This is a genomic window from Hydrogenivirga sp. 128-5-R1-1, assembly GCF_000171895.1.
The window spans coordinates 1-25,175 of record NZ_ABHJ01000004.1 but is presented as its reverse complement, the minus strand read 5'-3'; the positions used below and the strand labels follow the sequence as shown (position 1 = coordinate 25,175).

The following is a 25,175-nucleotide window of genomic DNA, read 5'->3' as shown; positions in this document are numbered from 1 at the left end:
TTTCAAATCTCCCACTTAATATTTAAAATACCTCCGTACATTTCCAATTCCTTTATTATATTATACCATCTCTCAAGCTCTTTATACCAATTTAAAGTTATGGTTTCAGTAGTTTTTTCAAGTTCTCCAGTCTCTAATTTATTAACTATTTCTTTAACTCCCATTTTAGCATCCCATTTTGGTTCCCAACCTAAAATTTTGCGAATTTTATCAAAAGAAACCTTATAACTTCTCCTATCAGGGTCTCCATACCATTCTATTTCTACTTTTTTACCTGTTTCTTCTTCCACAGTTTTTGCAACAATTTCTCCTAACTTTCCGATTTGGTAATTTAGATTATTCCCTCCTACATTAAAAATTTCTCCGTTTACCTTATTTATATCTGCAGATAGAAGCAAAATCATTACATCTGTTGTGTCCTGTACATGAACCATAGGTCGATATTGTGTTCCATCTCTCATTAGAGGAAGCTTGCCAGTTTTCCAAGCTCCGTATGTCATTCCATTAATTGCCAAATCAAACCTCATTCTTGGGCTGTATCCGAAAACTGTAGCTTGTCTAATAACAGTAACAACAAAATTATCATTTGCTAATGGTAATACACTTTGTTCTGCTTTTTCGTTTGCTTTTGCATAAGTAGTAAGAGGATTTGTTTTAGAAGTTTCATCAACAATGTTTTCTTGAAAACCATATATACTACAACTTGAAGGAAGTATATATCTTTTCACCTCATATTTTTTTGATAAATTTGCAGTTCTTACCCTTGATTCATAGTTTATTTGCCAAGTTGCTTCATTAAACAACTCTCCCGAAGGGTCATTAGAAATTGCTACCAAATCTATTACATAATCAACATCTTTAAAAATTCCTTCTGGCATCTTTCTGGTATCTTCCTTTATTATCTGTAAATTTTCGTGTTTTTTTAATTTATCCTTTCCAAAAAAGTATCTATCAACTGCTTTAACCTTATAGCCTTTATTTAATAATTTTGGAATTAAAACACTTCCTATATATCCTCCTGCTCCTGTAACTAATACTGTTTCCAAAGTACACCTCCTTTATAAATAATTTTCAACTATCCATTTTGTAAATGGATAACTTGCAGTGAATGCTGGAGATACAGCATTTAGTATATGAACTGTTGTTTTATCTCCTTCGACTATAAAATCCATCTCTAATTTTCTTGTCTTCGTATTTAAAAGCTGTGCTCTTATGCCTGGCTCACCCCATTTTGAAAATTTAGTTTTATCTATATTTTTCACTAATTGTAAAGCTTGCTCTATAAGATAGTTTTTATTATACTTCCTCATTTCTTCTAATGCTAAGCTCCTAAATCCAAAAGAATTTGTTAAAAACAAAATGCTTTCCCAAGTAATTATCTGTAAGAATTCATCTAATTTAAATTTTTCAAGCCCTTTGTAATTTTCCCTCCAAAATGCAGGTATTGCAGTTGGACCAATTTTTATTGTTCCATCTACTTTTATTGTATAGTGAACTCCTAAAAAGGGATTTTTAATATTTGGAACAGGATATATATTTGTTTTTATTGGTTTACCGTTTCCACTATATTCAATATATATTCCCTTAAATGGAATTATTATATAATTTTCCGAAAACCCAAAATCTTTAGCTATTTCATCTGAATAGAGACCTGCACAATTTATAAGTTTTTTATAATAAAATTTATAGTTGCCAGCTACTATAGTATTATTATCTAATTTATATTTATAAGGTGTTTTAAAGAAAAAATTTACTCCTTCTTCTTTTAATTTATTTTTCAAATGAGTCAATATTTCTTTAGGATCTATTGTTGCTGTTAAAGGAGACCAGAGGGCTTTTTGATATGTTTTAGCATTAGGTTCATATTCTTTCAGTTCATTCTCATCAATAACTTCTAAAGGAACCTCATTTGTATCCCCTCTTTTTTTTAGTTCAAAAAGTGTTTCTAATTCTTCTTCATCTTTACAAACGACTACTTTACCACACTCATTGATCTTTAAATTATTTTGCTTACAATAGTTTCTCCAATATAAACATCCTTCTTTTGTAAATTTTGCCTTTAAACTGTCAGCTGTATAGTAAAAACCTGCATGTAATACTCCACTGTTTCTTCCACTACTGTGGAAACCTACATTTGGTTCTTTTTCTATAATAGCTATACTACTTTTTGGGTACTTTTCTTTTACATTTTTTGCAAGAGTTAGACCTATAATTCCTGCTCCTATTATTACGTAATCAAAGTTATATTCCTGCATATATTTATAATTCCTTACTTATTTCTATTAAATATTTTCCATAATCTGTTTTTTTCAAAGGTTCAGCAAGTTCCATAAGTCTATTTTTGTTAATCCAGCCGTTTCTATATGCTATTTCTTCAATACATGCTATTTTATAGCCTTGTCTCTTTTCTATTGTAGATACAAATAAACTTGCTTCAAGTAAACTCTCATGAGTTCCAGCATCAAACCATGCAAAGCCTCTACCAAGTAATTGAACTTTTAATTTGTTTCTTTTTAAATATTCACTATTAATTGAAGTTATCTCTAACTCTCCTCTTTCAGAAGGATTGATTTTTTTTGCTATATCAACAACTTCGTTATCATAAAAGTACAATCCAGTTACAGCCCAATTGCTTTTTGGTTTTTTGGGTTTTTCTTCCAAGGAAATTACATTAAAATTTTCATCAAATTCTGCAATCCCAAATCTTTCTGGATCCTTTACAGGATAAGCAAATATAGTAGCCCCTTCTTTATTCTGAAAGGCTTTTACTAGAATATCAGAAAACCCTTGACCATAAAATAAATTATCCCCTAATATTAAAGCAACATTGCTGTCCCTTATAAATTTTTCTCCTATTATAAATGCTTCTGCTATCCCTTTAGGTTTTTCCTGTGATGCGTAAGATATATTTATTCCAATATGGCTTCCATTTCCTAAAAGGTTTTCAAAATTTTCAACATATTCTGGATTAGTAATAATTAAAATATCTTTTATTTTTGCCAGCATCAAAACAGATAAGGCATAGTAAATCATAGGTTTATCATATATATGTAATAGGTGTTTATTTATACCTTTTGTTATAGGATAAAGCCTTGTTCCACTTCCTCCGGCAAGGATTATTCCTTTCATAAAACCACCCTCAAAAACAACCACAAATTTATCCCCACAAGAGGAAATACCTTCCTGTATCCTCCGAGCTGATAGAGCAGTACCAATCCAGCCACACAGAGCATAACCGCCTCGTACAGACTAATATGGGGATAGAGTCTGAAGGATAAACTCGCACCGGCGTGAACGGTGGTCTCAAAGAACCTTCCGGTAAGGTTGAATAGGTCAACGAAGGGAGGGAAGCTCATGAATGTGAGAAGGGAGAGGACGCCGAGTGCGGAGTAAAGCAAAACTATAGGGGAGAGAAGGGGTGTAAGAACAACCGATAGGGGTGATACTCCATAGAATATGCTCACAAGGGGTGCCACTCCGGTGAAGGCTGATGCGGAGGCTATAAGCGTCTTCACACTGGTGCTCGCCTCTAAGTCTTTGAGTGCAAGTATTATATAGGCTGTAGCTGTAAAGGATAGCCAGAAGGAGTATGAGAATACGTAATGGGGGTATATGAGGAGTATAACCGTACCGGAGAACAGGAGGATGCTGAGCATGTTGGGACGATGGAAGGAAAGAATAGCGAGGATAGCAACGCCAAACATCAAAGAAGCTCTCAGAACAGGAGGTTCATGGGGAACTACAAGGAGGGAATATAGGAGAACCCCTGCGAGGGCTAACTTCATTCCTTGAAATCTCGGAAGCATTTTAGAGAGGACGAGAGCGATGGTGCCAACGTGGAGACCGCTCACAACGAGCAGGTGAACGAGCCCGGTGTTCAAAAAATCTCTCTGGGCTCTGGAGGGCAGAAGCTCTCTCGGTTCACCAAACAGGAAGGAGAGTCCTAAAGGAACCATGCTCTTGTCCATGGAGACTGATGAGTACCTATCCATGAGCTTCTCTCTCAGACTCTCCGAGTGGGGCAGTATCTCCACATCCTGACCTTTTGCGTACACAAACACCCTGTTGTTTCTCACGCTGACGTTGCCAAGCAGGGAGAGCTCCCTTGTATTGGGAGGGAGAAAACCGAATATCTTGAGAAAAGCCTTCCTCCCCTTTATGTCTTCTATCTCACTCTCCTCAATCCTGAGCTTAGTAAGGGTGTGCCCCGGTTCTCTGATTATGTCTCCCACAACACTTCCCTTCACGTAAACCTCTTTCTCCCTAAAGTCAGGTAGGTTTGCCCGCTTATAGGCAATTGTGACAACCGCAAGGAAGACAAAAAGGTGAAGTAGCTCACCCCTCCTGATGAAGTCCAGTTCAACTCCCCCTGAAGAGCTCAAGGAATTTCCTAAGAAGCTGAATATGCTCCCCCATCCTGCTCACGATCTCCTCCGCAACTTCTTCCCTGTATGTGTGAACCGTAAGGCTCCTATCCTCTATAGTCCTAAAGAACGTCCTTGTATCCTCTTCCGATATGTAGCCCGCAGAGAAGAGCTCCCTGGCACATCCCCTCGGAGACCTGCACAGAATTCCTTCCTTTCCAAGGAACTCCTTCATAGCCCTCCATGCGGTTTCAAAGGTGAACTCAAACCTCTGAACGGTTGAATCCTTGTAGAAGGGATACTCCTCCTTTCCTTTCAGCTCTACCGTCTTCTCATAAGCCTCTTCAAGCCGTTCCAGGGCGTTCTCAAACTCAGATATTACCTTCTTAAATCTATCCAAACTTTCCCTTCCCTCTCTATCTCCTCCCTTAAACTCTCAGGTGCTCTTTTGAGGTCAATTACGTCCACCTTCTGGGGAAGGTCTGACTCCTCAAGCAGTCCTCTGAGCTCCGTGATGACCCAGGACAGCTCCTCGTCCGATTCTACAGCTATATCCACGTCCGAGTGCTCTGAGTGTTGCCCTCTCGCCCTTGAGCCGAAGAGTATGACACGTGCCTTCACCCCCTTTTCCCTGAGGAAGTCCTCTATGAAGTCCCTGAGTTCCTCAACAGTGCTCACCTTCAATGGAGCGTCTCCTCAACTCTGAACTGGAGAGCCTGAGCCAAGTGCTCCGGGGCTATCAACTCACTTCCCTCAAGGTCCGCTATCGTCCTTGATACCTTCAGGGTTCTGAAGTAACCTCTCCCGGAGAGGTTGAATCTGTCCATTGCGTCCTTCAGAAGTCTCTTTGACTCCTCCTTCATGAGCTTCAGGCAGAACCTCTCAACTTCGGCGTTGGTCATTCTCCCATTGAAGTCCGTCTTTGAATCTCTGAACCTCTCCTTTTGCACAGCGTAAGCTCTCAAAACCCTCTCCCTGACCTCTCTTGAAGTCTCACCCTTCGCGTTCTTCACGAGCTCCTCGTTTGTGACCGGGTCAACCCATACCCTGAGGTCTATCCTGTCCTTTATGGGCTGGGAGACCTTTGAACTGTAAGCCCTTATCTGATTCCGAGTGCAGGTGCACTCCCTGAAAGGGTTTCCAGAGTTCCCGCAGGGGCAGGGATTCTGGGCTGTTATGAGCGTAAAGCTCGCTGGAAAGCTCACCCTACCCTGTGCCCTGGATATGTTTATGTGGCCGTCCTCCATGGGCTGTCTCAGAACCTCAAGGGTCCTTCTCGTGAACTCAGGAAGCTCGTCAAGGAAGAGGACGCCCTTATGGGCGAGGGATATCTCACCGGGGGTTGGTATGGAGCCTCCACCTATGAGGGATACCTCCGAGGCTGTGTGATGGGGTGAGCGGAAGGGTCTTCTCGTAACGAGCCCATCGCTCAGAAGTCCTGCGACGCTGTATATTCTGCTAACTTCAAGCATCTCGTCAAACTCAAGAGGAGGGAGTATCGTAATCACTCTCTTAGCGAGCATTGACTTCCCCGAACCGGGAGCTCCCACCATGGAGAGGTTGTGGGCACCTGCAGAAGCTATCTCAAGGGCTCTTTTCGTCATGCTCTGTCCCAGGACATCCCCTAAGTCTATGTCAAGCTCTCTCTTCTGGAGAAGGTTTTCGTAGTCCACCTTAACCGGCAGGACAGACCTCTGTCCGTTCAGAAATTCCACCACCTCACCGAGCCATTCAGAACCGAATATTTCCGTACCTTCAACGACAGCACCCTCAACAGCGTTCTCAAGGGGGAGGATGAATCGGGTCAATCCCCTTTCCCTCAGAGAGGACACTATAGGAAGAACGCCGTTCACCCTGTTCAGCCTCCCGTCTAAAGAAACCTCACCGAGGAAAATAAACTCGGAAACCCTCAGGGCGTCTATCTGACCGCTTAAGGTGAGGATACCTACCGCTATGGGCAGGTCGTAGAGAGTTCCCTGCTTCTTTACGTTGGAAGGAGAGAGGTTCACGGTTATCCTCTTCTGGGGGAAGCTGAAACCAACGTTCTTTATTGCACTCCTGACCCTCTCCTTAGACTCCTTTATGGCTGAGTCAGGAAGACCAACGATGTTGAAGGACGGTATCCCGGGTGATATGTCCACCTCCACGTCCACCTCGTACCCGTCTATCCCCCATATCCCTCCGCTCTTTACCTTTACAAAGCTCATTTTGCGCAGTTATCCCTGAGGGCTTTAATTATGCTCCCGAAGACCGGTATAACCTTCTCTCTGATGAACTTAAAGAGGTCTTCCGCAAGAGAGAAATCGTATATGTGAACGATGTTGTTTCTCATCCTAACTATCTTCGGAATATCCTCTGAGTGCTTTTCATCTATAAGACCTACAGAGTATAGAGCTTTAAAGCAGTCCATCGGGGAGTTACACTCTATTCCTTTCTCTTCTAACAGAAAAAGTCTTATTGTTTTCCAGAGGGCTTCGTATGTGTACTCAAATCTCTTTGCGGTTACCTCGTAAAGAATCTCAGCAGGAAGGGTCTCTTGCAAGTTCCTCACTTCCCTCAACTTTTCAAAGGCTCTTTCCGTTTGATCCAGCTTCTTAAGTAATCTCTCCCCACATGCCATATAATCGCCCCCTTGAGTGCGAAAAGGAGGAAGTCTTCATCTAGATCGCTCAGCTCAACGAGATCTATCTTTTTAAGGGTGTTTACCTCTTCGTTGAGCGCCCTCTCCAGCTCAAGAAAGACACTGTCCGAAATGGGTTCTACACAATCAACGCCTAAGTCTATATCTGACCTCCCAGTAGCTTCCCCAAGGGCTTCGGAGCCAAAGAGAACAACCACGCACTTATCCATCTCCAGATGCTTGCTTATAACCTCAATTATCTGAGACTTCAGCTCCTCAGAGATCATTTCCTGTTCTTATAGAACCTTATGACCTCTCCGCTGTCAGCCTCCATTATCACGTATCCCTGCGTTCCCTTAACTTTCCAGAAGCATTCTCCCGTCCTCTTTGACTGGCTGACTCATGCTTTAAAGGGTATTCCCACCTGAGGTCTTGCTATTTCAACAGCCCTTTCAATGTCTATAGCGTTTCTCACGCAGTCGTAGAAACTCCCAGCGAAGGTAATGGTGGTTGCGAAGATCATGGCAGTTAATGCTTTCATCTCCCACCTCCCTTAATCTGAGCTTAAACACACTAACACCCCGTATGGCGAATATTTTAATTTCACGAAGTTGTTATTGCAAGTGAATTTTCACCAACCCGCCTTGACAACAGTGGACTCAAGTTTTACCCTCCTCCTCGTGCCGCCTTCTCGCTTCTTCCAGCCACTCTAAGAAGAGTGCCAAGAACACACCTAAAAACAGGGACGAAACGCCAGCTACAGCAATTATTAGCTTCTTCTTAGGCTTGTCTGGCTTTTCAGGTATGGGCGGCTTTACGCTGATCTCAAAACCTTTCAACGCCTTTAGTTGTACCTTCAACGACACGAGCTGGTTCTCAAAGCTCTGTATGGTTTTATCTATCTCAGCTGGATTGAAGTACACCTCTCCCCCCTGCTCTACAAGTCTGTTGACCAGCTTTTTTGTTTCCTTAAGGGCTTTAACCCTGTTTTCTATTATGGCTATTTTCTCAGAGAGCTCGCGTTTCCTGAGCTCTATCTTCTCGGCGATCAACTCGTTGTGGTTTAAATAGTTCACAATCGCTTTACTCAGTCCGTTTATTACAGAGGGGTCATATACCTCAAGGGTTACCCCTATTACGTCCTTGCTCTTCCGGAGTTCCCTTGCCTCCAGGTTATGGATACTTAGAACTGTATCTTTATCAACACTTAATAGTTTTGCAACTTCTTCATACCTCTTCTCTTTCAACAGACGTTTAACGCTCTTCACGTACTCCGAAGCCTCCACAGGGGTGATGATCCCGGGCACCTTTATAAGGAAGGAGGTTCTGTACACAGGCTTGGTTATAAACAAATAAGTCACGGAAGCTGCTATAAAGACGACAACGGTGACTAAGATCACCCTCCATCTCTTCTTCAGTTTGAGCCAGAGTTCGTACAGGTCTATCTCGTCCTCGTAATACAGCTCTTCCTTGCGCTCTTTTTCCATAGTGGAAGATTTTATAATAAACGAATGCCCACCAAAAGCCTGAGAGAGTTTTTAGAACTCTTGGAGAAGAAAGGAGAGATCGTAAGAATAAAGGAGCCACTGTCTCCCATACTGGAGCTCACCGAGGTTATAGATAGGGTTTCTAAGATGCCAGGGGGTGGGAAGGCTCTGATCTTTGAGAATGTGGAGGGCTACGATATACCCGTGGTCGCCAACCTTTACGGATCTGAGAGGAGAATGAAGCTCGCTTTGGGGTATGAGAACCTTGAGGATATAGGCTGGAAGCTCTACAGGATCCTCAGACCGGAGGTTCCTCAGACTTTCTTAGATAAGCTCAAGAGACTGCCGGAGCTGAAGAAACTCAACGACGCCATACCCAAGGTGGTTAAAAAGGCACCCGTTCAGGAGGTTGTGGACAGAGACCCGGATCTATTCTCTCTACCCATACCAAAGTGTTGGCCTAAGGACGGGGGGAGATACATAACCTTCGGTCAGGTGATAACCAAAGACCCGGAGAGCGGTATAAGGAACGTGGGTCTCTACAGGCTTCAGGTGCTTGACAGCAAGAGGATCGCAGTCCACTGGCAGATACACAAGGACGGGAGTCATCACTTCTGGAAGGCTAAGAAGCTGGGAAAGAGGATAGAGGTGGCGATAGCCCTCGGTGGGGAGTCTCCTCTTCCTTACGTTGCCAGCGCTCCGCTACCACCGGAGGTGGACGAGTATCTGTTTGCAGGGATAGTAATGGAGAGACCCGTTGAGCTTGTGAGGGGTGTGACCATAGACATAGAGTATCCCGCCAATGCGGAGATAGTTATAGAGGGCTACGTTGATCCTTCGGAAGACTTGGTGGACGAAGGACCCTTCGGTGACCATACGGGCTACTACACACCCGTTGATAAGTATCCTCAGATGCACGTGACAGCTATAGTTAGGAGGAGAAATCCTCTGTATCTGCATACAATAGTGGGAATACCTCCGCAGGAAGACAAGTATTTGGGCTGGGCTACAGAAAGGATATTCCTGCCTCTCATAAAGTTCAACCTACCGGAGGTGGTGGACTACCATCTACCCGCCGAAGGCGGGTTTCATAACTTCTGCTTCGTTTCTATAAAGAAAAGGTTTCCCGGGCACGCCTACAAGGTTGCCTACGCTTTGCTGGGGTTGGGGCTGATGTCCTTGGAAAAGCATATAGTTGTATTTGATGACTGGATAAACGTTCACGACATAGGGGAGGTTCTCTGGGCGTGGGGTAACAATGTGGATCCTGTTAGGGATGTTCAGATACTCAAGGGTCCTATAGACGTGCTTGACCATGCAACCAACGAGGTAGGTTTTGGTGGAAAGATGGTGGTGGACGCCACGACCAAGTGGAAGGAGGAGGGCTATACCCGTGAGTGGCCGGAGGTTATTAGAATGGACGAGGAAGTCAAGAGGAAGATAGATGATCTGTGGGGTAGGCTGGGGATAGAGTGATTATACTTGACAGGATAATACTATAAAGTATAAATTAATTATGCTGTGAAGCATGATAACCCGTTCTTCTTCGGGGGTGTGGTTGAAGAAGAGGACTTCTGCGATAGGGAGGATGAGCTTAACTCCCTTGAAAAGGACGTGCTTTCGGGCATTAATGTCCTTCTCTATGCGCCCAGAAGGTTTGGGAAAACCTCTCTCCTGCTTGCTTCACTCAAGAGGCTAAAAAACAAAGGTGTGAAAGGCGTTTACATAGACCTCTTCCCTGTCTCCTCAGAGGAGGAGTTCTTGAACCTTTACTTCGGGGCGGTGGTGTTCTCTTTAGAGGGAAGTGTGGAGAGGGTTATACGCACCATAAGGGAGACCCTCAAATTTAAACCTTCCTTCAGTGTGAACGTGGACTCGGAGGGGAGAACCAGTTTCAGGTTGGACTTCGGCAGGGTGCAGAAGGACAAGACCTTTGAGGAGGTTATTGACCTGCCCTTCAGATACGCTGAGAAGAGAGGTAGTAAGCTGTGTGTGGTGCTGGACGAGTTTCAGGAGATATACAGACTCGGGCTTGAAGCAAAGCTCAGGAGCGCAGTTCAAAAGCATTCAAGGAAGGTCTCTTACCTTTTCTCTGGAAGCAGGAAGTCCATCCTTGAAAAGATGTTCTCGGACAGGAGGGAACCCTTCTACAGGTCTGTTAAAAAGGTATCTTTGAACCCTATAGGAGAAAAGGAGTGGATTCCCTTCATACGGGAGAGGTTTGAAAGAACGGGAAAGAGCATACCCGTTGAGTTTATAGAGGAGGGTGTAAAACTCTTAGAGGGTCATCCTCAGGGAGTTCAGGAGTTCTTCCACTTTCTCTGGGAGGAGACCGATAAGGTTGTGGACAGAGGTTCTTTCCTTAGAGCAATGGACAAGCTCCTTGAGACGGAGAAGGATACCTTCTGGTTCATGTGGGAGGAGCTCACCAATATCCAGAGGAAGGTGCTGAAATTGATAGCCTACACGGACGGGGTGGAGGTATACAGGCGTGAAAATTTGGAGAGGTTCTCTCTAAGCGCCAACTCGGTTCAGAAGGCGGTGGGGTCGCTGATAGAGAAGGACGTGATTGAGCGTAAGGGTAAAAAGCTCGTTTTTCAAAACCCTATCGTAAAGCTCTGGCTGAGGAGGGAACTCAACCCTTCAGTGTTCCCATAGGTTTTAGTCTTGCCACCACCTTGGCTATGCCAAGGTCGTTTATAACTCTTACCACTTCGGAGACGTCTTTATAAGCCTGGGGTATCTCCTCCATTATGGTTCCTTTACCTCTCGCCACTACGGTGAGACCTGCTATCACCTTTTCAAGTCCCTGCTCCTTGACAAACTTCTTCGCCTTCCTGCGGGACATAACCCTTCCCGCTCCGTGGCAGGCTGTTCCAAAGCTCTTTTCCATAGCTTCAGGTTGTCCTACCAGCAGGTAGCTCGCCCTTCCCATGTCTCCGGGGATTATTACGGGCTGACCCACATCTCGGTATGCGGGCGGGACTTCGGGGTTGAATGGAGGGAAAGCCCTTGTGGCACCCTTTCTGTGGACTACCACCTTCTTTACTTTATTGCCTACCCTGTGTCCCTCCACCTTGGCTATGTTGTGGGCGTGGTCGTATATGAGCCTGTATCCCAGATCTTCCCAAGATAGCCCTAAGAACTTCCTTACGGTGTTGGCGGTCTTAAAGCCGAGTATCTGGCGGTTGGCGAAGGCGTAGTTGGCGGAGGCACACATCGCCTTGAAGTAAGCCTGCCCTTCCTTTGAGAGAAAAGGCATGCAGGCGAGCTGGGGATCGGGTAGTTCTATCCCGTATTTTGGGAGGGTGTTTACAGCCACCTTCAGGTAGTCGGTGCAGACCTGATGACCGAAACCTCTGGAACCAGAATGAACCATGATGGTCACCTGACCCTCATTTAAACCGATCTTCTGGGCCACATCTTCGTCGTATATCTCCTCAACGAACTGAACCTCTACGAAGTGATTGCCGGATCCCACCGTCCCAAGCTCGTCAGAGCCTCTTTCGTAAGCTTCCTGCGAGGCCTTGTCCGGGTCTGCCTCTGGCAGAGCACCGAAGCTCTCTATGTGTTCCAAGTCCTCTTCAAAGCCGTATCCGTGTTCCACAGCCCAGCGGGCACCTTTTACGAGAACCTCCTCCATCTTGGAATGGGAGAGCTTTATATCACCCGTTGAGCCCACTCCTGCAGGGACGTTCTTGAGTATCTCCTGCATGAGCTCCTTTATCCTGTCCGCTATGTCCTTGGTATGTAGGTTCGTGGCTATGAGCCTGACGCCGCAGTTAGAGACCACAAAGCTCTGGGCTACGAAGTTGTGCTCTTTGTCCTTCACTGTAAAGTCGTAAACCCAGCCGTTGTAAGGTCGTTCTTCTATCTCTTCTACTGTATCCCAGACAATATCTCCCTCTGTGTTCTTTTCTACCCACTCTTCAAAGGTTAGAGTGTTTTTTCCTATCCTGACGGAAGTCCTACCCTCGTACAAACTTCTCTCAACGAAGCGTTTGTTTATATCCAACGCATTTGCTATCTCACCAACGCCCATGCCGGATGCCTTCAATAGGCGCGCTTCTTCGGCTTTTTTATCTCTTTCTTCTCTCACAACCCTCTTGTATCTCAGGTATGCGGAGGCAAATCTGGAAATCCTCTCTTTATATCTGGAGTATTCGTAGGAGACCTCTTCCAAAAACTTAAGCAGATTTTCTTCTTCCATAGATATGTGGAGCCTGAGTCTTAGGCTCTTCCCTTCTAAGAATTCCTCAATCTCTTGAGTCTGAATGCCCAGTCCGCTTAGCAGACCTGATATCTGCTTTATAAACCTGCGCCCGCTGCCCGCATACTCAGGATGTTTGTTCATCGAAAAGGAGAGGTTTATGAAATTGTATCCGTTTGAGGTCATAGGCTTGTTCATCTCTGCTCCGAAAAGACCTGCAAGGTAAAGCCTCTTCATCCAATTAGGAAGCTTGAATATCCAAGAGGGAACTTCAAAGTCTTGAGTGGTCTTTTTGCCGAGTGGGACTCCTAAGCTACGAAGCATAGAAACAAAAGATTTGGATGGTATGTAAAGGTAGTTCTCTTCGGTGGTGTAAGTCTTTCCTCTTATCTGTGTTTTCCTCTTTCTCGTATAAACACCGCAGGATGAGAAATCTATTTTTTTAACGTCCTGTGCAATTCTCAGGAGATCTTCTTTAGTTCCATAAAGGTTTACCCTGTTTTCTCCAAGATTGCCATCGCCGGTTGTATAGCCTATGAGCTTCAGAAGTATTGGAAGCTTATCGCTGTCTGAGTAAAGGGGGAGTAAACCTCTCTTTGAAAGCTCCCTGTCGTGGAAAGGATTGCCCGTAGTTTCAAGAATCAGGAACCTATGGGGCTCTTCGTACTCAATACCCTTGAAGGGATATACGGCAACTCTATCGCCCACATCCAAAAATCGGGCTTCCTTCATGCCCTCGGGTGTAAGAACCGGATGGTCTGGAGTGAGACTTATCTCGTATCCGAGTTTGGTTCTTACCTTTAACAGCCTGCTCTCCCTTTTTTTGAAGAGAAGAACTGGCTGGACGCTCTTTGAGTTAAACCCGTCAGTAACACCTATGAGATTTTCTCCTTTAAACTCCTCTATTCTGAACCTGTATCCATGCTCTGAGAGCACCTCCGTTCCTTCGGGCAGACAGTTTATGTCGTAACCCACGCTTCCCGGGCTTATTATTCCGATCTCGGTGTTGGTCGCCATCACACCGCCGACCGGGAATCCGTATCCCACGTGAACGTCGGGCATAACGTATATGGCTTTCTCCACACCTCTCAGGGTTGCGGCGTTCGCCGCCTGTTTTATGGCGTCCTCTTCCAAGAGTTCAAATAAGGCATCGCTCAGATACAGGATTACGGGAACTTTCTGTCCTTCTGTAGTGTTCTTGGGAAGCTCCCACACGTATTCACCCTTTCTTACGAGTTGTTCCTTAAGACCCACCTTGCCCACCTCCTCTCTTTAAATTTACTTTACAAACCTATCTATTATCTTTGCACCGTTGAGGTCTCCCCACACGTTTACCGCGGTCCTGAGCATATCAAGGAACCTGTCCACTGCTATTATTAGACCTATACCCTCAAGGGGAACTCCGACCGAACTCAGGACGAGGGTTAGCATAACGAGTCCCGCACCGGGTATGGCAGCCGCACCTATGGAGGCGAGGGTAGCGGTAAGAAATATCATCAACATCTGGGAAAAGCCAAGCTCCACGCCGTAAACGTTTGCGATAAAGACAGCCGCGACCGATTCATACAGAGCCGTCCCGTCCATGTTTATGGTGGCTCCGAGGGGAAGGACGAAGCCTGCCGTCTCCTTCCTTACACCTCCCTTCTCTTCGGCAACCTGCATTGAGACGGGGAGAGTTGCAGCACTTGAAGCCGTTGAAAAGGCAAGTAGGGGTGCTTCCCTCACATTCAAGAGGTACCTGTAGGGGTTATACCTGCCGAAGAAGAAGGCGAGAAGAGGTAGCGTTACGAATGCATGGAATATGAGCCCCAAAACCACGGTGAGAGCATACTTCCAGAGGGAGAAGAAGACATCTATACCCATCTCGGCGACCATAAAGCCCACTAAGGCAAACACGCCGACAGGCGTCAGTTTTATGACCCACTTCGTAAGGTTTATAAGTCCGTCGTTCAGCCCGTCAAAGAGGTTAAAGACGTGTTTCATCTTCTCCTTAGATACGGCGAGGGTGGCGAGCCCAAACAGGACAGCAAAGAAGATTATCTGGAGAACCTTCCCCTCGGTGAAACTCTTGAAGGGGTTTGAGGGGATTATGTTCCAAACCACGTCCTCAAAGGTGAGCTCCTTTACCTCGGGGACTTCTGCTCCGTGGTGTGCGTGCTCGTTGCCCTTTCCAGGCTCAAGGAGGTTCACGAGTATAAGACCCACCAGAACCGAGAGGCTCGTCGTGGCTACGTAATAGGCTATCGTCTTGAGTCCCATGTCCTTGAACTTTGCCACATCTCCCAGACCGAGCATGGCTATGAAGACGGAGGTAAAGACGAGGGGAACTATTATCATCTTGAGCAGGTTGAGGAATATCTCTCCCAGTATTTTCAACTTGAGGACTATGTCGGGTGCGTATATGCCCGCAAGTACGCCCAAGAATATGGCGACCAAAGTTAGGTTTTCCACAGATAGAACTCGCCTCATGGGGTATTAGCATATACTATTCTTAAATGAGTTTCGTTAGCAGGGAGTTCAAGCCTTACTTTGAGAGGTCTCTGTCCCCGATAGTAGACTACCTATCATCCAAAGGCGTGCACCCCAACCTGATAACCTTCACCGGTTTCGGTCTCATAGCCCTGGGTTCGGTCGCCCTTTATTACGGAATGAACCTCGTTGCAGTCCTGCTGATGGGCTTTGGAGCCCTCCTGGACGCCTTGGACGGGGCTGTTGCACGGAGACTCGGGCTTGAGTCGGAGTTTGGAGCCTTCCTTGACTCCACCGTGGACAGGCTCTCTGATGCTCTGCCTCTCTTCTCACTTGCGCTGCTCTATGCTGGAATAGGGGAGGTTGTCGGCGTCGCCCTATCCTTCTTAGCCCTGATAGGTTCTTACGGCGTAAGCTACACGAGGGCAAGGGCGGAAGCCCTCGGAGTCTACGGCATAGGCGGTTTCTTTGAGAGGACTGAGAGGTGGATAGTGCTTCTGCTGGGTGTAGCCCTTGAGCTTATACCCCTCGCGCTCCTTGTGGTCTCTGTAGGTGGTTTCGCAACCACTCTTCAGAGGGTTTACGAAGTCAAGAAGACCCTGGACAGGAGGTTTCTATGAACATATACGACATGGTCAAGCAGCTTAAGAACTTCCAGCAGGGATTTGAAGAGGTAAAAGAGAGCCTCCGGCTGAGAAAGGAGATACTGGAAAAGAGTGGGGTTGAGCTTGTGTTCAACGGTCTCGGGGAGGTAGTTGACATAGAGGTCAAGGACGAAGAATTAAGGAAAGACTGGAACAAGCTCAAGCCTGTGTTGATAGACCTCATAAACCAGGCTCAAGACATATCAAGAGATATAGCCAAGGAAGAGTTCAACCGCAGGTTCGGTGGTCTCTTAGGAGGCTTGGGGCTTGGCTTTTGAAGAGGTCTTCCCCAAATCCCTCAAGCTCGCCCTGGAGAGCGTTAAGAGGATACCAACCTACGGAGAAAGAGGGGCGAGCAGGCTCGTTTACAACCTTTTAAAGCTGAGCCCAGAAGAGAGGGAGCTCGTGGTCAGCTCCCTGACAGAAGCGAGCGAGAAGCTGAAACCCTGTAAAGAGTGCTACCTGCTGACCGAGGGTGAGCTTTGCGCTGTATGTTCAGACCCCAGAAGGAGTAAGAAGTTCGTGTGTGTGGTGGAAGAGTCGCAGGACGCTTACTCCATAGAGAGGCTTGAGCGCTACAAGGGGGTTTACCACGTTCTACAGGGCAGGATAGCTCCCCTGGAAGGCGTGTCGCCCCAAGACCTCACCATAGACAGACTCCTTGAGAGGATAGAAAAGAACAGGGTCAGAGAAATCATAATTGCTACAAACCCCAACGCCGAGGGAGAAGCCACCGCTAACTACCTGATGAAGCTGTTGAAGGACAGGTTCCCATCGGTGAAGGTCACGAGGGTCTCCTACGGGCTTCAGTTCGGCTCTCTCCTTGAGTTTGTAGACGAGCTCTCCCTTGAGAAGTCCTTTGAGAACAGGAAGTAAATCTCATCGTCTTCAACGTAGCTCACGAGCTGAGGTAGCTCCCCAACAAGGAAGTTAACCCTCTCGGGTATGCCGTAACCTCTCCAGACATGCCCCGAACCAACTATAACCACGAGCTTGGCTTCTGGATAAGCCAGCACAGCCTTAGCCACCCTGTAGGACATACCCGTATCCCAGGCGAGCTGTATATCAAAAAAGGTCTTCTTCACAGCCTTCTTGTGCTCGCCCATAGCTTCAAGCAGGAAGGCTCTGTGCCTCTCTCTGAAGGGCATTATGCGTCTTGGGAAGTACCTGCTCCTCACCCCGCCAATGCCCCTCTTCCTCACCTCTCCAAGTAGCTCGGAAGGTATGTTAAGGGCAATGAGCTTTATCCCCCTCTCTTTGGCGAACCTCCATATTGGTGCGTAGAGTTCCACATTAAAGCGCCACCGGCGGTGGTACTCCGTCCTCCTAAGCATTTCCCCTTCACCTATCTCACACTCCACGTATTCGTCCAGGGCATCCTGAAAGGGCTGCTGGAAAGCCTCCATGAGTATGACGATAGGGTATCCTTTCTTCTCAAGCTCCTTTATAACCCTGAGCTGGAACTCGTGAACGTCCTTCCTGTCGTGGGTCTCTCCAAGATAAATGACCCTCGCCCGTTCTGCCTTCTCCATGAAGCGCCCAAAGGAGCTGCTCTCAAAGAAGAAGAAGTCGGCGGAGAAGGCTAAAAAGGGAAAGAGCACCAAAAGCGCATGCATCGGACTTAGTATATCCTACTAACCATGTCTGCAATTCTGATAACGGGCACGGACACGGGGGTTGGCAAGACCTTCATAACCTACAACATAGCCTTAGCCTTGAAGGGAGAAGGCGTTAACGTGGGATGCTTCAAGCCCGTGGAAACCTACGTTAGAGACGTTCCCGAGGACGGAAGGCTCCTCGCAAGCGCTACGGGTCAATCCGTTGAGGAGGTCGTACCTGTGAGGTTTTCCCTGCCCTTAGCTCCTTACGCGGCGGAGATAGAGGAGGGTAGGAGCGTTAACCTGGAAGAGCTCGGGAAACGGTTTGAAGAGCTCAGGGAAAAGTACGAGGTTATCCTCGTGGAGGGCGCCGGCGGTATAGCTGTGCCGATAAAGAGGAATTACACCTACGCAAACCTCGCCAAGGACTGGGGGCTCCCCATCATAATAGTGGGCAGGGCTGGGCTCGGAACGCTGAATCACACCTACCTCACCTACAACTACGCCAGAAGCATGTCCCTGAAGGTGCTCGGCATAGTTCTGAACCGCTTCACAGGAGAGGACGTCTCCGAGAGAACTAACCCGATTATAGTCTCTGAAATGACGGGCTTTCAGCCCGTGTGTATCGGAGAGAAAAAGGGTCTATTGGTCAGTGAAGAAGAGAAGCGCTCACTTCTTGAGCTTGTCGGGTTTTAGCCCGTAGTAGAAGGCAACCTGCTCTGCCAGCTTTCTGAAGTAGGGCGCACTCACCTCCCCTCCGTACAGCTTCTTTCCCCTGGGCTCGTCCACCACTATAACCGCAACGAACCTCGGGTCAGTGGCGGGGAAGAAGCCTGCGAAGTAGGTAACCACTTTGTCCCTTGAGTACCTCCCCTGACTCACGTCAAACTTCTGAGAAGTCCCGGTCTTGCCCGCTATGGTGAAGTACCTTGAGCGCGCCTTCTTTCCGGTTCCCTTCTCAACCACCTTCATGAGGGCTCTGCGCAGCCACCGGAGGGTCTTCTCGGAGAGAACCCGTTCCCTCCACGCCTCAGTCTCAGCCTCGTATACGATCTCTCCCTCGGAGGACACTACGTTCTTAACTATGTGAGGCTTTAAAACCCTTCCCGTAGCGAGACCGCCGAAGGCGACCGCTATGTTCAGAGTGTTCATGGCTATACCCTGACCTATGGAGGAGTAAAGTATGTTTGCGGGATAGTTGAAGTCGGGTATCTGGGGGTTTGCCTCCCCCGGGAATATTCCAAAGCGTTTGTGCATATGGAAGGATTCAAGGAGCTCCTCCACGTCCTCCTTTTTCAAGTGCTTGGCTACCTCTATGGTTCCTATGTTGGATGAGTGGACAAGGACGTCCCTGAGTATTATCGTCCCGAGACGCTTTGTGTCCCTTACGTACCTGTCGTAAACCTTTACCCTTCCCTTACCGGTGTTCACCCAGAAGTTGGTCGTTATGTATCCCTTCTCCAGAGCCCATGCCACAAAGAAGGGCTTCATTATAGAGCCAGGCTCAAAGGCGTCCGTCACGGCGAAATTCCTGAGCTTGTCAGGAGAGTACTTCTGGAAGTTATTGGGGTCAAAGTAGGGATAGGTAGCTATCCCGAGTATGTGTCCCTGGGATAGGTCAAGGAGTAGTATGGAAACCTTCTTGGGTCTCCACTTACGGACTATGTCGTCCCTGAGCTTCTCAAGTATGTTCTGTACCCCTATATCCAGGGTGAGGTAGACGTCCTTCTCCTCACCGAGCATGCCTTTCAAAGGGTGAAGGTATATCTTCCCGAGCCCACCGTTCATGTATATCAGAGCCTTGGAGTATCCTCCCCCAAGGTACTCGTTCAGGCGGTATTCCATACCTTCAAGCCCCTTGCCATCAACACCCACGAATCCAACCGTATTTGAGGCTATGGTTCCGTTAGGATAGAGCCTCGTGTACTCCTCCTGTATGCCCAGATAACGGGTGTTTCCCGTCTCGCGTATGAGCTTCCTTATCTCCTCCTTGAGCCTCCTGTCTATACGGGAAAGTATCTTTACAGGTTTTTTGGTCCCCGAGCTTACCTTCTTCTTTATCAGCCTCTCGGGTAAGCCTGTAAGCTTTGATAGACCTTCTATAAGTCTCCCCCTGTTGTTGAGCCTGCTCGTATCCGGATGGGCATAGATGGAAAGAGTGGGAACGCTAAGGGCAAGCTCCCTGCCGTTCGTGTCCTTTATGCTACCCCTGTAAAGGGGTACCTTTATAGGAATTATCCTGTCAAAGCTCTTCTCTATCCTCTCGGCTACCTCGCTCTCCTTGGTGACCTGAAGGTCTATGATCCTTAAGAGGGAGAATCCAACGGAGAGGAAAAACAGGACGAGGACGAGCCTCGCCTTAGCTTCAAACTTTCTGCTGAACCCCCAGCCCTGCTCCACAAAAGATTATTTTACTGATACCTGAATACGCTGGGGTTGAGCACGTCCGGGTAAGCCTTCTCCATCTCGTAGTCAAACATCTGCTTGCGAACCTTCTTCAGGTCGTTCTTGTTGGGCTGGAAAGGATAGCTCTTTATGTCAGAGACGGAGCTGTCCCCGAAGGGTCTGTTGCAGGCAACCTCGGTGGTCTTACCCCTGCAACCTGCAGTCATGAAGGGCTTTCCGCTCCAGAAGATCTCCTCAAAGACCTCCTCGGACACGCCCCAGTCTGTTATCTGCCCCTTCTCGTTGAACTTCATGTCCTCGTATCTGGAGAGCCCGTTGTCTATCAGGTATCTTGCCATCTGAACCCTTCTGTACTGAGGTGCAGGGCAGGGCTTTTCCTTCTCCATAAGAGACCCCTCTTCAGGCCAGAAGGAGAACAGGTGCGTCCTCGCTCCAAGGTCTCTTACCCTCTGTATGGTCTCCACCATCTCTTGCTCCGTCTCACCGAGACCCACTATGAGGTGGCAACCCGCGTAGCCATCTCCCATAACCTCTCCGCACCACTCAAGGACTTCCCAGTAGGTATCCCACCTGTGAGGGCTGTTCATGGGTCTGCCCCTGAGCTTGTCAAATATCTCCGGAGTAGCCGCATCAAGGGCAACCGTCAGGGTGTCAGCACCCAGCTTTTTGTAATCCTCTATGTCTTCGTAAGTCTGACCCGTAGCGTTCATGAGTATAGACACGAAGAGCTGGTCGCCCAGTTCCTCTATAACCCTCTTAAGCACATACTTGGTGTCCCTTATGGATCTGGGATGGGTTATCTGGGATATACAGAGACGCTCCGCGTGACCAACCTCCTTAGTCCTCTCTATAATATCGTCAAGCTTGACGGTAGGCCACTCAACTCTGATAAAGTTCTTCTTTGAATACTCCATGTCCCTCGCCTTCTGAAGCCCACAGTAGGCACAGGTTGCGTGACAGCCGGAAGGGTAGGTCAGGAGTGTATTGATACAACTGAGCTTGGTATTCCTATAGAACTGACCCGGTATCAAACCGAGGGTCATGGCTGCCGCCCAGCTTATCTGGAGATACTCAGGACTTTCCTTCTGCTCGGTGAGGCTCTCAAGGGCAAGTTTATTCATATCCTTAACCTCCCATACTCGTGAACTTCTGTGTAATTATACTACGGCTGGGGCAGACTCAGAAGCTCACAAAGAGGTTGAGGCTCACCACATCAACCGACTCAACGGAGTCGGTGTCAACGGACTTGTACTTGTACTCCAGACCCGCTCCGAACTTGCCCACGGTCAACTGGGCTCCTACGAAAGCCTGAGCTCCCCCGCCAGTCTCATCACCGAGGGTGCCCACGGGGGTTCCCGTGCTGGGGTCTTTGGCGTCAAGACCGAACCTGTTGGAGGATATACCGAGCCCACCGTAGAGATCAAGCACCGGTGTAACGTCAAGAATCGCCTTTGCGTTGACCTCAAGGGTGGTGTAGGTCAGGTCAACGGAGCAGGTGCCGTAACCAACGCAGTAAAAGGTTCCTATATCCTTCTTACCGTAACCTATCTCCACGTTGGGTCCCACACTGAGGACGGGCGTGACGGGAAACATATACTCACCGTAAACTGCGAGGTAACCCTCAAGGGTGGTGCTGTCGTTTCCACCGTCCCAGTTTATCCGGGCGTTACCGAGCTTTACACCGAGTTCAATAGCGTAGAGCTGTGAGGACATCAGAAGAAGTCCGGCCAAGAGTGCTCTCTTCATATTTACCTCCCTGTATCATTTTTTGAGAACTACCCACACGTAAAGGTCTCCCGTTTTAGGGTCAACCCACTCGTCCTCTATGACGGCGTTCCTTATAAGCATGGCTCTGACTTCCTGCTCCGAATAGGAGCTGAACCTTTTTTTGTAGTACTGAAGCGTGCTCATGTCCACGTTTACCTCAACCTTGGTGAGCTCCGTTTTCACTATCAGCTCTATCTGCTTTGCCAGATCAGCGAGGGCTATCTGCTTTGCAAGCCTCTTCTGCTCTGCGTAGCCCTTACCGGGTATCTTCCTTGCTATACCCACGCCCCCGAGGACTCCCCCGTAGTTGGGATTGCTCACCCAGACCGGGAGTCCATCCACTATTGGGTACTTGGTCTTGGGAGCTGTCCTTTTGGCAAGTTCTGTCGGATACTTCTTGTATTGAGGCTCGGGCTTTCTCACGGCAGGCTGCGTCCCCTCATCAAGGGTGAGATCCTTAGCGGGCTTGGTCGCCTCCACATCAAGTTCTTCAAAAGCCCTCTCCGCCTTGTAGAGCTGTTCCTCCTTTGAAGGAGAGGGTGGTTTTCTTACGCTCTCCGACTTCTGACCACAGGAGACAAGAAGGGAAAGGAAAAGGAGGGGCAGGAGTATCTTCATAACATTCCTCCTCACAGGAGTCTCGCTTCCACCTCTGTGGGTGAAAACCTTATAAGCTGCAGCTCCGGCATCCTCTCTATAGCGTTTGCAAGGTAAACGGTGTTCTCAAGGTAGTTCACCTTGAACCTGCCAAGTCCGAGGTCTTCAACCGACTGAACCCAGGGAACCCTCTGGAGCTTCTCCTTTATGGCGAAGTTCTGACGCGTGCTCCTCACACCTCTAACGACCACCGTAACGACCTTCCTCTTGGAAGCCATGTACCTCTCAAGCTTGCCCATTATGTCGGAACCGAGCCTTTTGGCAAGAGCCTCCATAGCCCTGTAGCCCGCGTCGTCTATGTGGGGACCCCTTCCCTGTGCGGACAGGGAACCGGAAGCCACTATCCTAAGCCCCTGGTTGTCCCTTGCGAGCAGGTAGTAGTTCAGTCTTGCGGTAACAACGTTGAAGGGGGCGCTTATACCGTACCCTATGTCCTGTCCCGTTCTCGTGGAGGGAATGAGCTCAACCTTTCCCACAACCATGGCACCCGAAAGGACACGGGACATGTAAGCCCTGAGGGCTATAAACCTCCTCTGGGCGATTATGTTCTCTATATCGTAAGGGTTCACGTTGGGGTTGCCTGCAAAGTCGTAAACCTTGAAGCCCTGCTGGTTCAGTATGTTCACAAGCTCCGTGGTTACAGGATTCATCTCGTCCAGCTCAACTGTGCCGGGCTTTTTGGTAACCACTATCACGCTAAAGGCTGTGTCCCTTGATATGAAACTCAGGGCCCTTTCAGCCTCATTCGGATATACGCAACCCCTGACCTTTATTCTCACCATGTCGGCGAAGTTCTCCTCTCCGATAACCTTTACGTCCTTTATGAAGCCCCCAACCTCGTTCTTTATAACCTCGTCAAGGAGTCTGAAGTTCTGGACTATGGTCTTAACGCTCGTTGTGACACCGAGAGCCTTCTCTATCGCGTCCCACTTTGCCCTTGCGAGAGCCTCCGCCTTGGCAGATCCCCTGTCGCCACCTATAACGGAAGCCTCACCCACTCCGGTGGAGGGAATGCACCTGACCGAGCCTCTTGAAGAGGTTCTTTGGGCGACCCTCTTGGCCAGCGGCATCGGCTGCATTGCAGGCATAGGAGGCATATGGGAGGTGGAACCTGACATCTGGGGCTGATTGGATGGTGGTGCTACGGGCTGTGGTTTATGAGAAACAGCCGGACGGGAAGGTGAAGACGCTTTTCCTGTGTAAAGAGAAACCTTTAGGTTCCCCACGAGGGCAGGGTATTCACCGAAAGGTTTATCGGTAGAAAACTTTCTGTAAAAGTAAATCCCGAAACCCCTTATAGGCGTCTGAGGATTGAAGGGTTCCGAAGCTATCTTCTTCCCATCAAGGTATATGGACGCTTTCCCGTTCCTCACCGTTATTGCGATGTTGTAAATTTTTTCCTTCTGGAGCTTCCTGGTGTACTCCTTCAGTCTGTGTGCATCCACAGGGGTTGATGAAATTCCGGCAGCTATATCCCCACAGCTCGCCCAGATAGCTATGAGGGACTTTCCTGTAAGGGCGTAATGATCCTTTTTCTCCGCTCTTTTGAGGGTTTCTTCGGGAAACAGGGTAAGTAAAGCGTATGGGCATCCAGGCTCAAAGGCGTAAAAATTGAAAGAGATTGAAAAATCACCTTTGAGGTCTAAAGGCTTGTAAAGGCGAAGTCCGGCATCGTACGCCCTGATCCACCTGACCCCATTGAAGTCAATACACTCATAACCTCCAACGATGGTTGACAGGTCTTTAGCCACATCACCCGCGGGACAGGTATTGGCGTCAACGGTGAAGATGTCTTTGTCGCCAAGTTCAAGAGGGGCAGACCGGAAGCCGAGCTGAGCAAAGGAAAAACCGATAAACAGAGCTACTAAAACCATCAAGTGATGCATTTTTTCTCCTCCCTCAGAAAAGTTTGTTCAGCCCGCTTCCTCCTTCCAGAGGTTTTCTCTCTACAACCTGCCCGAGCTTTACCCTCATTATCTGGTTCTTATCTCCCTGAACAACCGTCCAGGCTTTGTCGGGCTGTATCTGGGTGGAAACCACAAGGGTTACGGGGAGCCTTATCTGGTCACAACTGGTCCTTCCGGTAATGGGGTCTTGAATCACCTGGAAGTCTATTACGAAGAACTCCTGTCCTTCCTTCACGCCGTTCTTTGAGCCCACGTTTATGAGCGCATACCTTGACTTGCCGTCAGGAGCGGTTCTGAGCTGGATTATGTATCCCCTCAGAGGGAAGAGCTTAGAGAGTTCAGGTCTTATGTCCTCAAGGGCTTCCTGAGCCGCCTTCTTGGCACCTCCTATTATTGAGTCAAAGTTGAAGGTGGGGGTCTTGCCAAGCACCTCCCTTCCAGAAACGGTCTTGGTGAGGACTACCTCCCCCGTTTCGGTATCTATAACCTTTACGACTATGTCTATTGAGAGGTTCCAGCCCTCCTGGGTGGAAGCCCCCACTGCGAGCGCCGTCCCAAGGAGCCCAAGGTGTTCAGAAAGACCTCTCTTCACACCCTCACCAACATCAACCCACTTGAGGTTTATGTTGTTCACGGAACCGGTTACTATGTACTTCACGCCCGCAAGCTGACCTATCTGGACGGCAGTGTTGGGGTCTACGAGCCCCGACATCTGGAACTTCTGTTCCTGAAGAACCTTCTGCAGGTCATTCCTCGTATATATCTTCATTCCGCCTATGTTGGCAAGTTCACTGAGACAGCCTCGGCAATACTCTCTCCGAGCCTTGCGTTCACGTCCCTTGAAACGGTTTGAGCCTGCCTCTTCCAGTCCGTCTTTGACGCACTTGCACCAACGTGTCCAACTCCTATACCTGCGGGACCGGCGGTACACCCCAAACACCACCGTGACTTCTTTCCTTTTAACTGTTCCGGAAGCCTGGGATGAACGACCTTGGCAAGGTCAAAGGTGGTGTTGTTTGCAAAATCAATAACAGCTATCCTCGGTA

Annotated in this window: 27 protein-coding genes; 6 read left to right on the top strand and 21 right to left on the bottom strand. The window is 48.0% G+C overall.

Features of this window, described 5'->3' with window-relative positions:
- Positions 1 to 2: 2 nt before the first annotated feature.
- From HG1285_RS12660 to HG1285_RS12700, 11 genes are all read right to left on the bottom strand, one after another.
- Positions 3 to 1,046, bottom strand: coding sequence for an SDR family oxidoreductase (locus HG1285_RS12660; RefSeq protein WP_008286740.1), 1,044 nt, complete (start codon positions 1,044 to 1,046; stop codon positions 3 to 5).
- Between the two features lie 12 nt (positions 1,047 to 1,058).
- Positions 1,059 to 2,255 carry an L-2-hydroxyglutarate oxidase gene (gene lhgO / locus HG1285_RS12665; RefSeq protein ID WP_008286739.1) on the bottom strand — a complete coding sequence of 399 codons (1,197 nt, stop codon included), beginning with the start codon at positions 2,253 to 2,255 and terminating at the stop codon, positions 1,059 to 1,061.
- A 4-nt stretch (positions 2,256 to 2,259) separates the two neighbouring features.
- The gene (rfbA, locus tag HG1285_RS12670) at positions 2,260 to 3,129 is read right to left on the bottom strand and encodes a glucose-1-phosphate thymidylyltransferase RfbA (protein ID WP_008286738.1); all 870 of its coding nucleotides are present in this window, start codon (positions 3,127 to 3,129) and stop codon (positions 2,260 to 2,262) included.
- A complete protein-coding gene (locus HG1285_RS12675) occupies positions 3,126 to 4,382 on the bottom strand; it encodes a ComEC/Rec2 family competence protein (protein WP_008286737.1) in 1,257 nt (418 codons plus the stop codon). Before HG1285_RS12675 ends, rfbA begins: the two co-directional genes overlap by 4 nt.
- Positions 4,360 to 4,764 (bottom strand): HI0074 family nucleotidyltransferase substrate-binding subunit, encoded by a 405-nt coding sequence (locus HG1285_RS12680; RefSeq protein ID WP_008286736.1) that lies wholly within the window; start codon positions 4,762 to 4,764, stop codon positions 4,360 to 4,362. Before HG1285_RS12680 ends, HG1285_RS12675 begins: the two co-directional genes overlap by 23 nt.
- Positions 4,743 to 5,042: a nucleotidyltransferase domain-containing protein gene (locus HG1285_RS12685; RefSeq protein ID WP_232219465.1), complete on the bottom strand. Its 300-nt coding sequence runs from the start codon at positions 5,040 to 5,042 to the stop codon at positions 4,743 to 4,745. The genes HG1285_RS12680 and HG1285_RS12685 overlap by 22 nt, the downstream gene beginning before the upstream one ends.
- A gap of 2 nt (positions 5,043 to 5,044) precedes the next feature.
- On the bottom strand, positions 5,045 to 6,571 hold the full coding sequence (locus HG1285_RS12690) for a YifB family Mg chelatase-like AAA ATPase (RefSeq protein ID WP_008286734.1): 1,527 nt from the start codon (positions 6,569 to 6,571) through the stop codon (positions 5,045 to 5,047).
- On the bottom strand, positions 6,568 to 6,915 hold the full coding sequence (locus HG1285_RS12695; protein WP_232219464.1) for a nucleotidyltransferase substrate binding protein: 348 nt from the start codon (positions 6,913 to 6,915) through the stop codon (positions 6,568 to 6,570). Before HG1285_RS12695 ends, HG1285_RS12690 begins: the two co-directional genes overlap by 4 nt.
- Positions 6,916 to 6,920: 5 nt before the next feature.
- On the bottom strand, positions 6,921 to 7,271 hold the full coding sequence (locus HG1285_RS17240) for a nucleotidyltransferase domain-containing protein (RefSeq protein ID WP_008286732.1): 351 nt from the start codon (positions 7,269 to 7,271) through the stop codon (positions 6,921 to 6,923).
- A gap of 113 nt (positions 7,272 to 7,384) precedes the next feature.
- On the bottom strand, positions 7,385 to 7,525 hold the full coding sequence (locus HG1285_RS19425; protein WP_008286729.1) for a hypothetical protein: 141 nt from the start codon (positions 7,523 to 7,525) through the stop codon (positions 7,385 to 7,387).
- Between the two features lie 118 nt (positions 7,526 to 7,643).
- The gene (locus tag HG1285_RS12700) at positions 7,644 to 8,471 is read right to left on the bottom strand and encodes a Wzz/FepE/Etk N-terminal domain-containing protein (RefSeq protein ID WP_008286728.1); all 828 of its coding nucleotides are present in this window, start codon (positions 8,469 to 8,471) and stop codon (positions 7,644 to 7,646) included.
- A gap of 24 nt (positions 8,472 to 8,495) precedes the next feature.
- Between HG1285_RS12700 and HG1285_RS12705 the strand changes: the two genes are divergently transcribed.
- A complete protein-coding gene (locus HG1285_RS12705) occupies positions 8,496 to 9,947 on the top strand; it encodes a menaquinone biosynthesis decarboxylase (protein WP_008286727.1) in 1,452 nt (483 codons plus the stop codon).
- 45 nt (positions 9,948 to 9,992) lie between these two features.
- On the top strand, positions 9,993 to 11,129 hold the full coding sequence (locus tag HG1285_RS12710; protein WP_008286726.1) for an ATP-binding protein: 1,137 nt from the start codon (positions 9,993 to 9,995) through the stop codon (positions 11,127 to 11,129).
- Here HG1285_RS12710 and HG1285_RS12715 read toward each other — a convergent pair.
- Together HG1285_RS12715 and HG1285_RS12720 are read right to left on the bottom strand one after the other, a co-directional pair.
- Positions 11,107 to 13,935, bottom strand: coding sequence for an RtcB family protein (locus HG1285_RS12715; protein ID WP_008286725.1), 2,829 nt, complete (start codon positions 13,933 to 13,935; stop codon positions 11,107 to 11,109). The genes HG1285_RS12710 and HG1285_RS12715 overlap by 23 nt on opposite strands.
- A 24-nt stretch (positions 13,936 to 13,959) precedes the next feature.
- The gene (locus HG1285_RS12720; protein WP_032496438.1) at positions 13,960 to 15,150 is read right to left on the bottom strand and encodes a dicarboxylate/amino acid:cation symporter; all 1,191 of its coding nucleotides are present in this window, start codon (positions 15,148 to 15,150) and stop codon (positions 13,960 to 13,962) included.
- A gap of 26 nt (positions 15,151 to 15,176) precedes the next feature.
- Here HG1285_RS12720 and HG1285_RS12725 point away from each other — a divergent pair, with 26 nt between their 5' ends.
- Genes HG1285_RS12725 through recR form a run of 3 tightly spaced genes read left to right on the top strand, consistent with a single transcriptional unit; the run spans position 15,177 to position 16,670 of the window.
- Complete coding sequence (locus tag HG1285_RS12725) at positions 15,177 to 15,770, top strand: CDP-alcohol phosphatidyltransferase family protein (protein WP_008286723.1); 594 nt, start codon at positions 15,177 to 15,179, stop codon at positions 15,768 to 15,770.
- Positions 15,767 to 16,072 carry a YbaB/EbfC family nucleoid-associated protein gene (locus HG1285_RS12730; protein ID WP_008286722.1) on the top strand — a complete coding sequence of 102 codons (306 nt, stop codon included), beginning with the start codon at positions 15,767 to 15,769 and terminating at the stop codon, positions 16,070 to 16,072. The genes HG1285_RS12725 and HG1285_RS12730 overlap by 4 nt, the downstream gene beginning before the upstream one ends.
- Positions 16,062 to 16,670, top strand: coding sequence for a recombination mediator RecR (gene recR, locus HG1285_RS12735; RefSeq protein WP_008286721.1), 609 nt, complete (start codon positions 16,062 to 16,064; stop codon positions 16,668 to 16,670). Before HG1285_RS12730 ends, recR begins: the two co-directional genes overlap by 11 nt.
- On the opposite strand, the gene HG1285_RS12740 is transcribed toward recR, so the two are convergent.
- Positions 16,601 to 17,410, bottom strand: coding sequence for a ChaN family lipoprotein (locus tag HG1285_RS12740; RefSeq protein WP_008286720.1), 810 nt, complete (start codon positions 17,408 to 17,410; stop codon positions 16,601 to 16,603). The genes recR and HG1285_RS12740 overlap by 70 nt on opposite strands.
- Positions 17,411 to 17,434: 24 nt before the next feature.
- Here HG1285_RS12740 and bioD point away from each other — a divergent pair, with 24 nt between their 5' ends.
- Positions 17,435 to 18,088 carry a dethiobiotin synthase gene (gene bioD / locus HG1285_RS12745; RefSeq protein WP_008286719.1) on the top strand — a complete coding sequence of 218 codons (654 nt, stop codon included), beginning with the start codon at positions 17,435 to 17,437 and terminating at the stop codon, positions 18,086 to 18,088.
- Here bioD and HG1285_RS12750 read toward each other — a convergent pair.
- The 7 genes from HG1285_RS12750 to HG1285_RS19660 form a co-directional block, all read right to left on the bottom strand.
- The gene (locus HG1285_RS12750; RefSeq protein WP_008286718.1) at positions 18,062 to 19,792 is read right to left on the bottom strand and encodes a penicillin-binding protein 2; all 1,731 of its coding nucleotides are present in this window, start codon (positions 19,790 to 19,792) and stop codon (positions 18,062 to 18,064) included. The two genes, bioD and HG1285_RS12750, sit on opposite strands and share 27 nt — an antisense overlap.
- An 11-nt stretch (positions 19,793 to 19,803) precedes the next feature.
- Complete coding sequence (locus HG1285_RS12755; protein WP_008286717.1) at positions 19,804 to 20,919, bottom strand: radical SAM protein; 1,116 nt, start codon at positions 20,917 to 20,919, stop codon at positions 19,804 to 19,806.
- A 58-nt stretch (positions 20,920 to 20,977) separates the two neighbouring features.
- On the bottom strand, positions 20,978 to 21,544 hold the full coding sequence (locus tag HG1285_RS12760; RefSeq protein ID WP_008286716.1) for an outer membrane beta-barrel protein: 567 nt from the start codon (positions 21,542 to 21,544) through the stop codon (positions 20,978 to 20,980).
- Between the two features lie 15 nt (positions 21,545 to 21,559).
- On the bottom strand, positions 21,560 to 22,183 hold the full coding sequence (locus tag HG1285_RS12765; RefSeq protein WP_032496437.1) for an LPP20 family lipoprotein: 624 nt from the start codon (positions 22,181 to 22,183) through the stop codon (positions 21,560 to 21,562).
- Positions 22,184 to 22,194: 11 nt separating this feature from the next.
- Positions 22,195 to 24,108: a hypothetical protein gene (locus HG1285_RS12770; protein WP_157560498.1), complete on the bottom strand. Its 1,914-nt coding sequence runs from the start codon at positions 24,106 to 24,108 to the stop codon at positions 22,195 to 22,197.
- A 13-nt stretch (positions 24,109 to 24,121) separates the two neighbouring features.
- Positions 24,122 to 24,898: a CsgG/HfaB family protein gene (locus HG1285_RS12775; RefSeq protein WP_008286713.1), complete on the bottom strand. Its 777-nt coding sequence runs from the start codon at positions 24,896 to 24,898 to the stop codon at positions 24,122 to 24,124.
- Positions 24,899 to 24,903: 5 nt separating this feature from the next.
- Positions 24,904 to 25,175 (bottom strand): hypothetical protein (locus HG1285_RS19660; protein WP_008286712.1); only part of this gene is annotated, 272 nt, incomplete at its 5' end.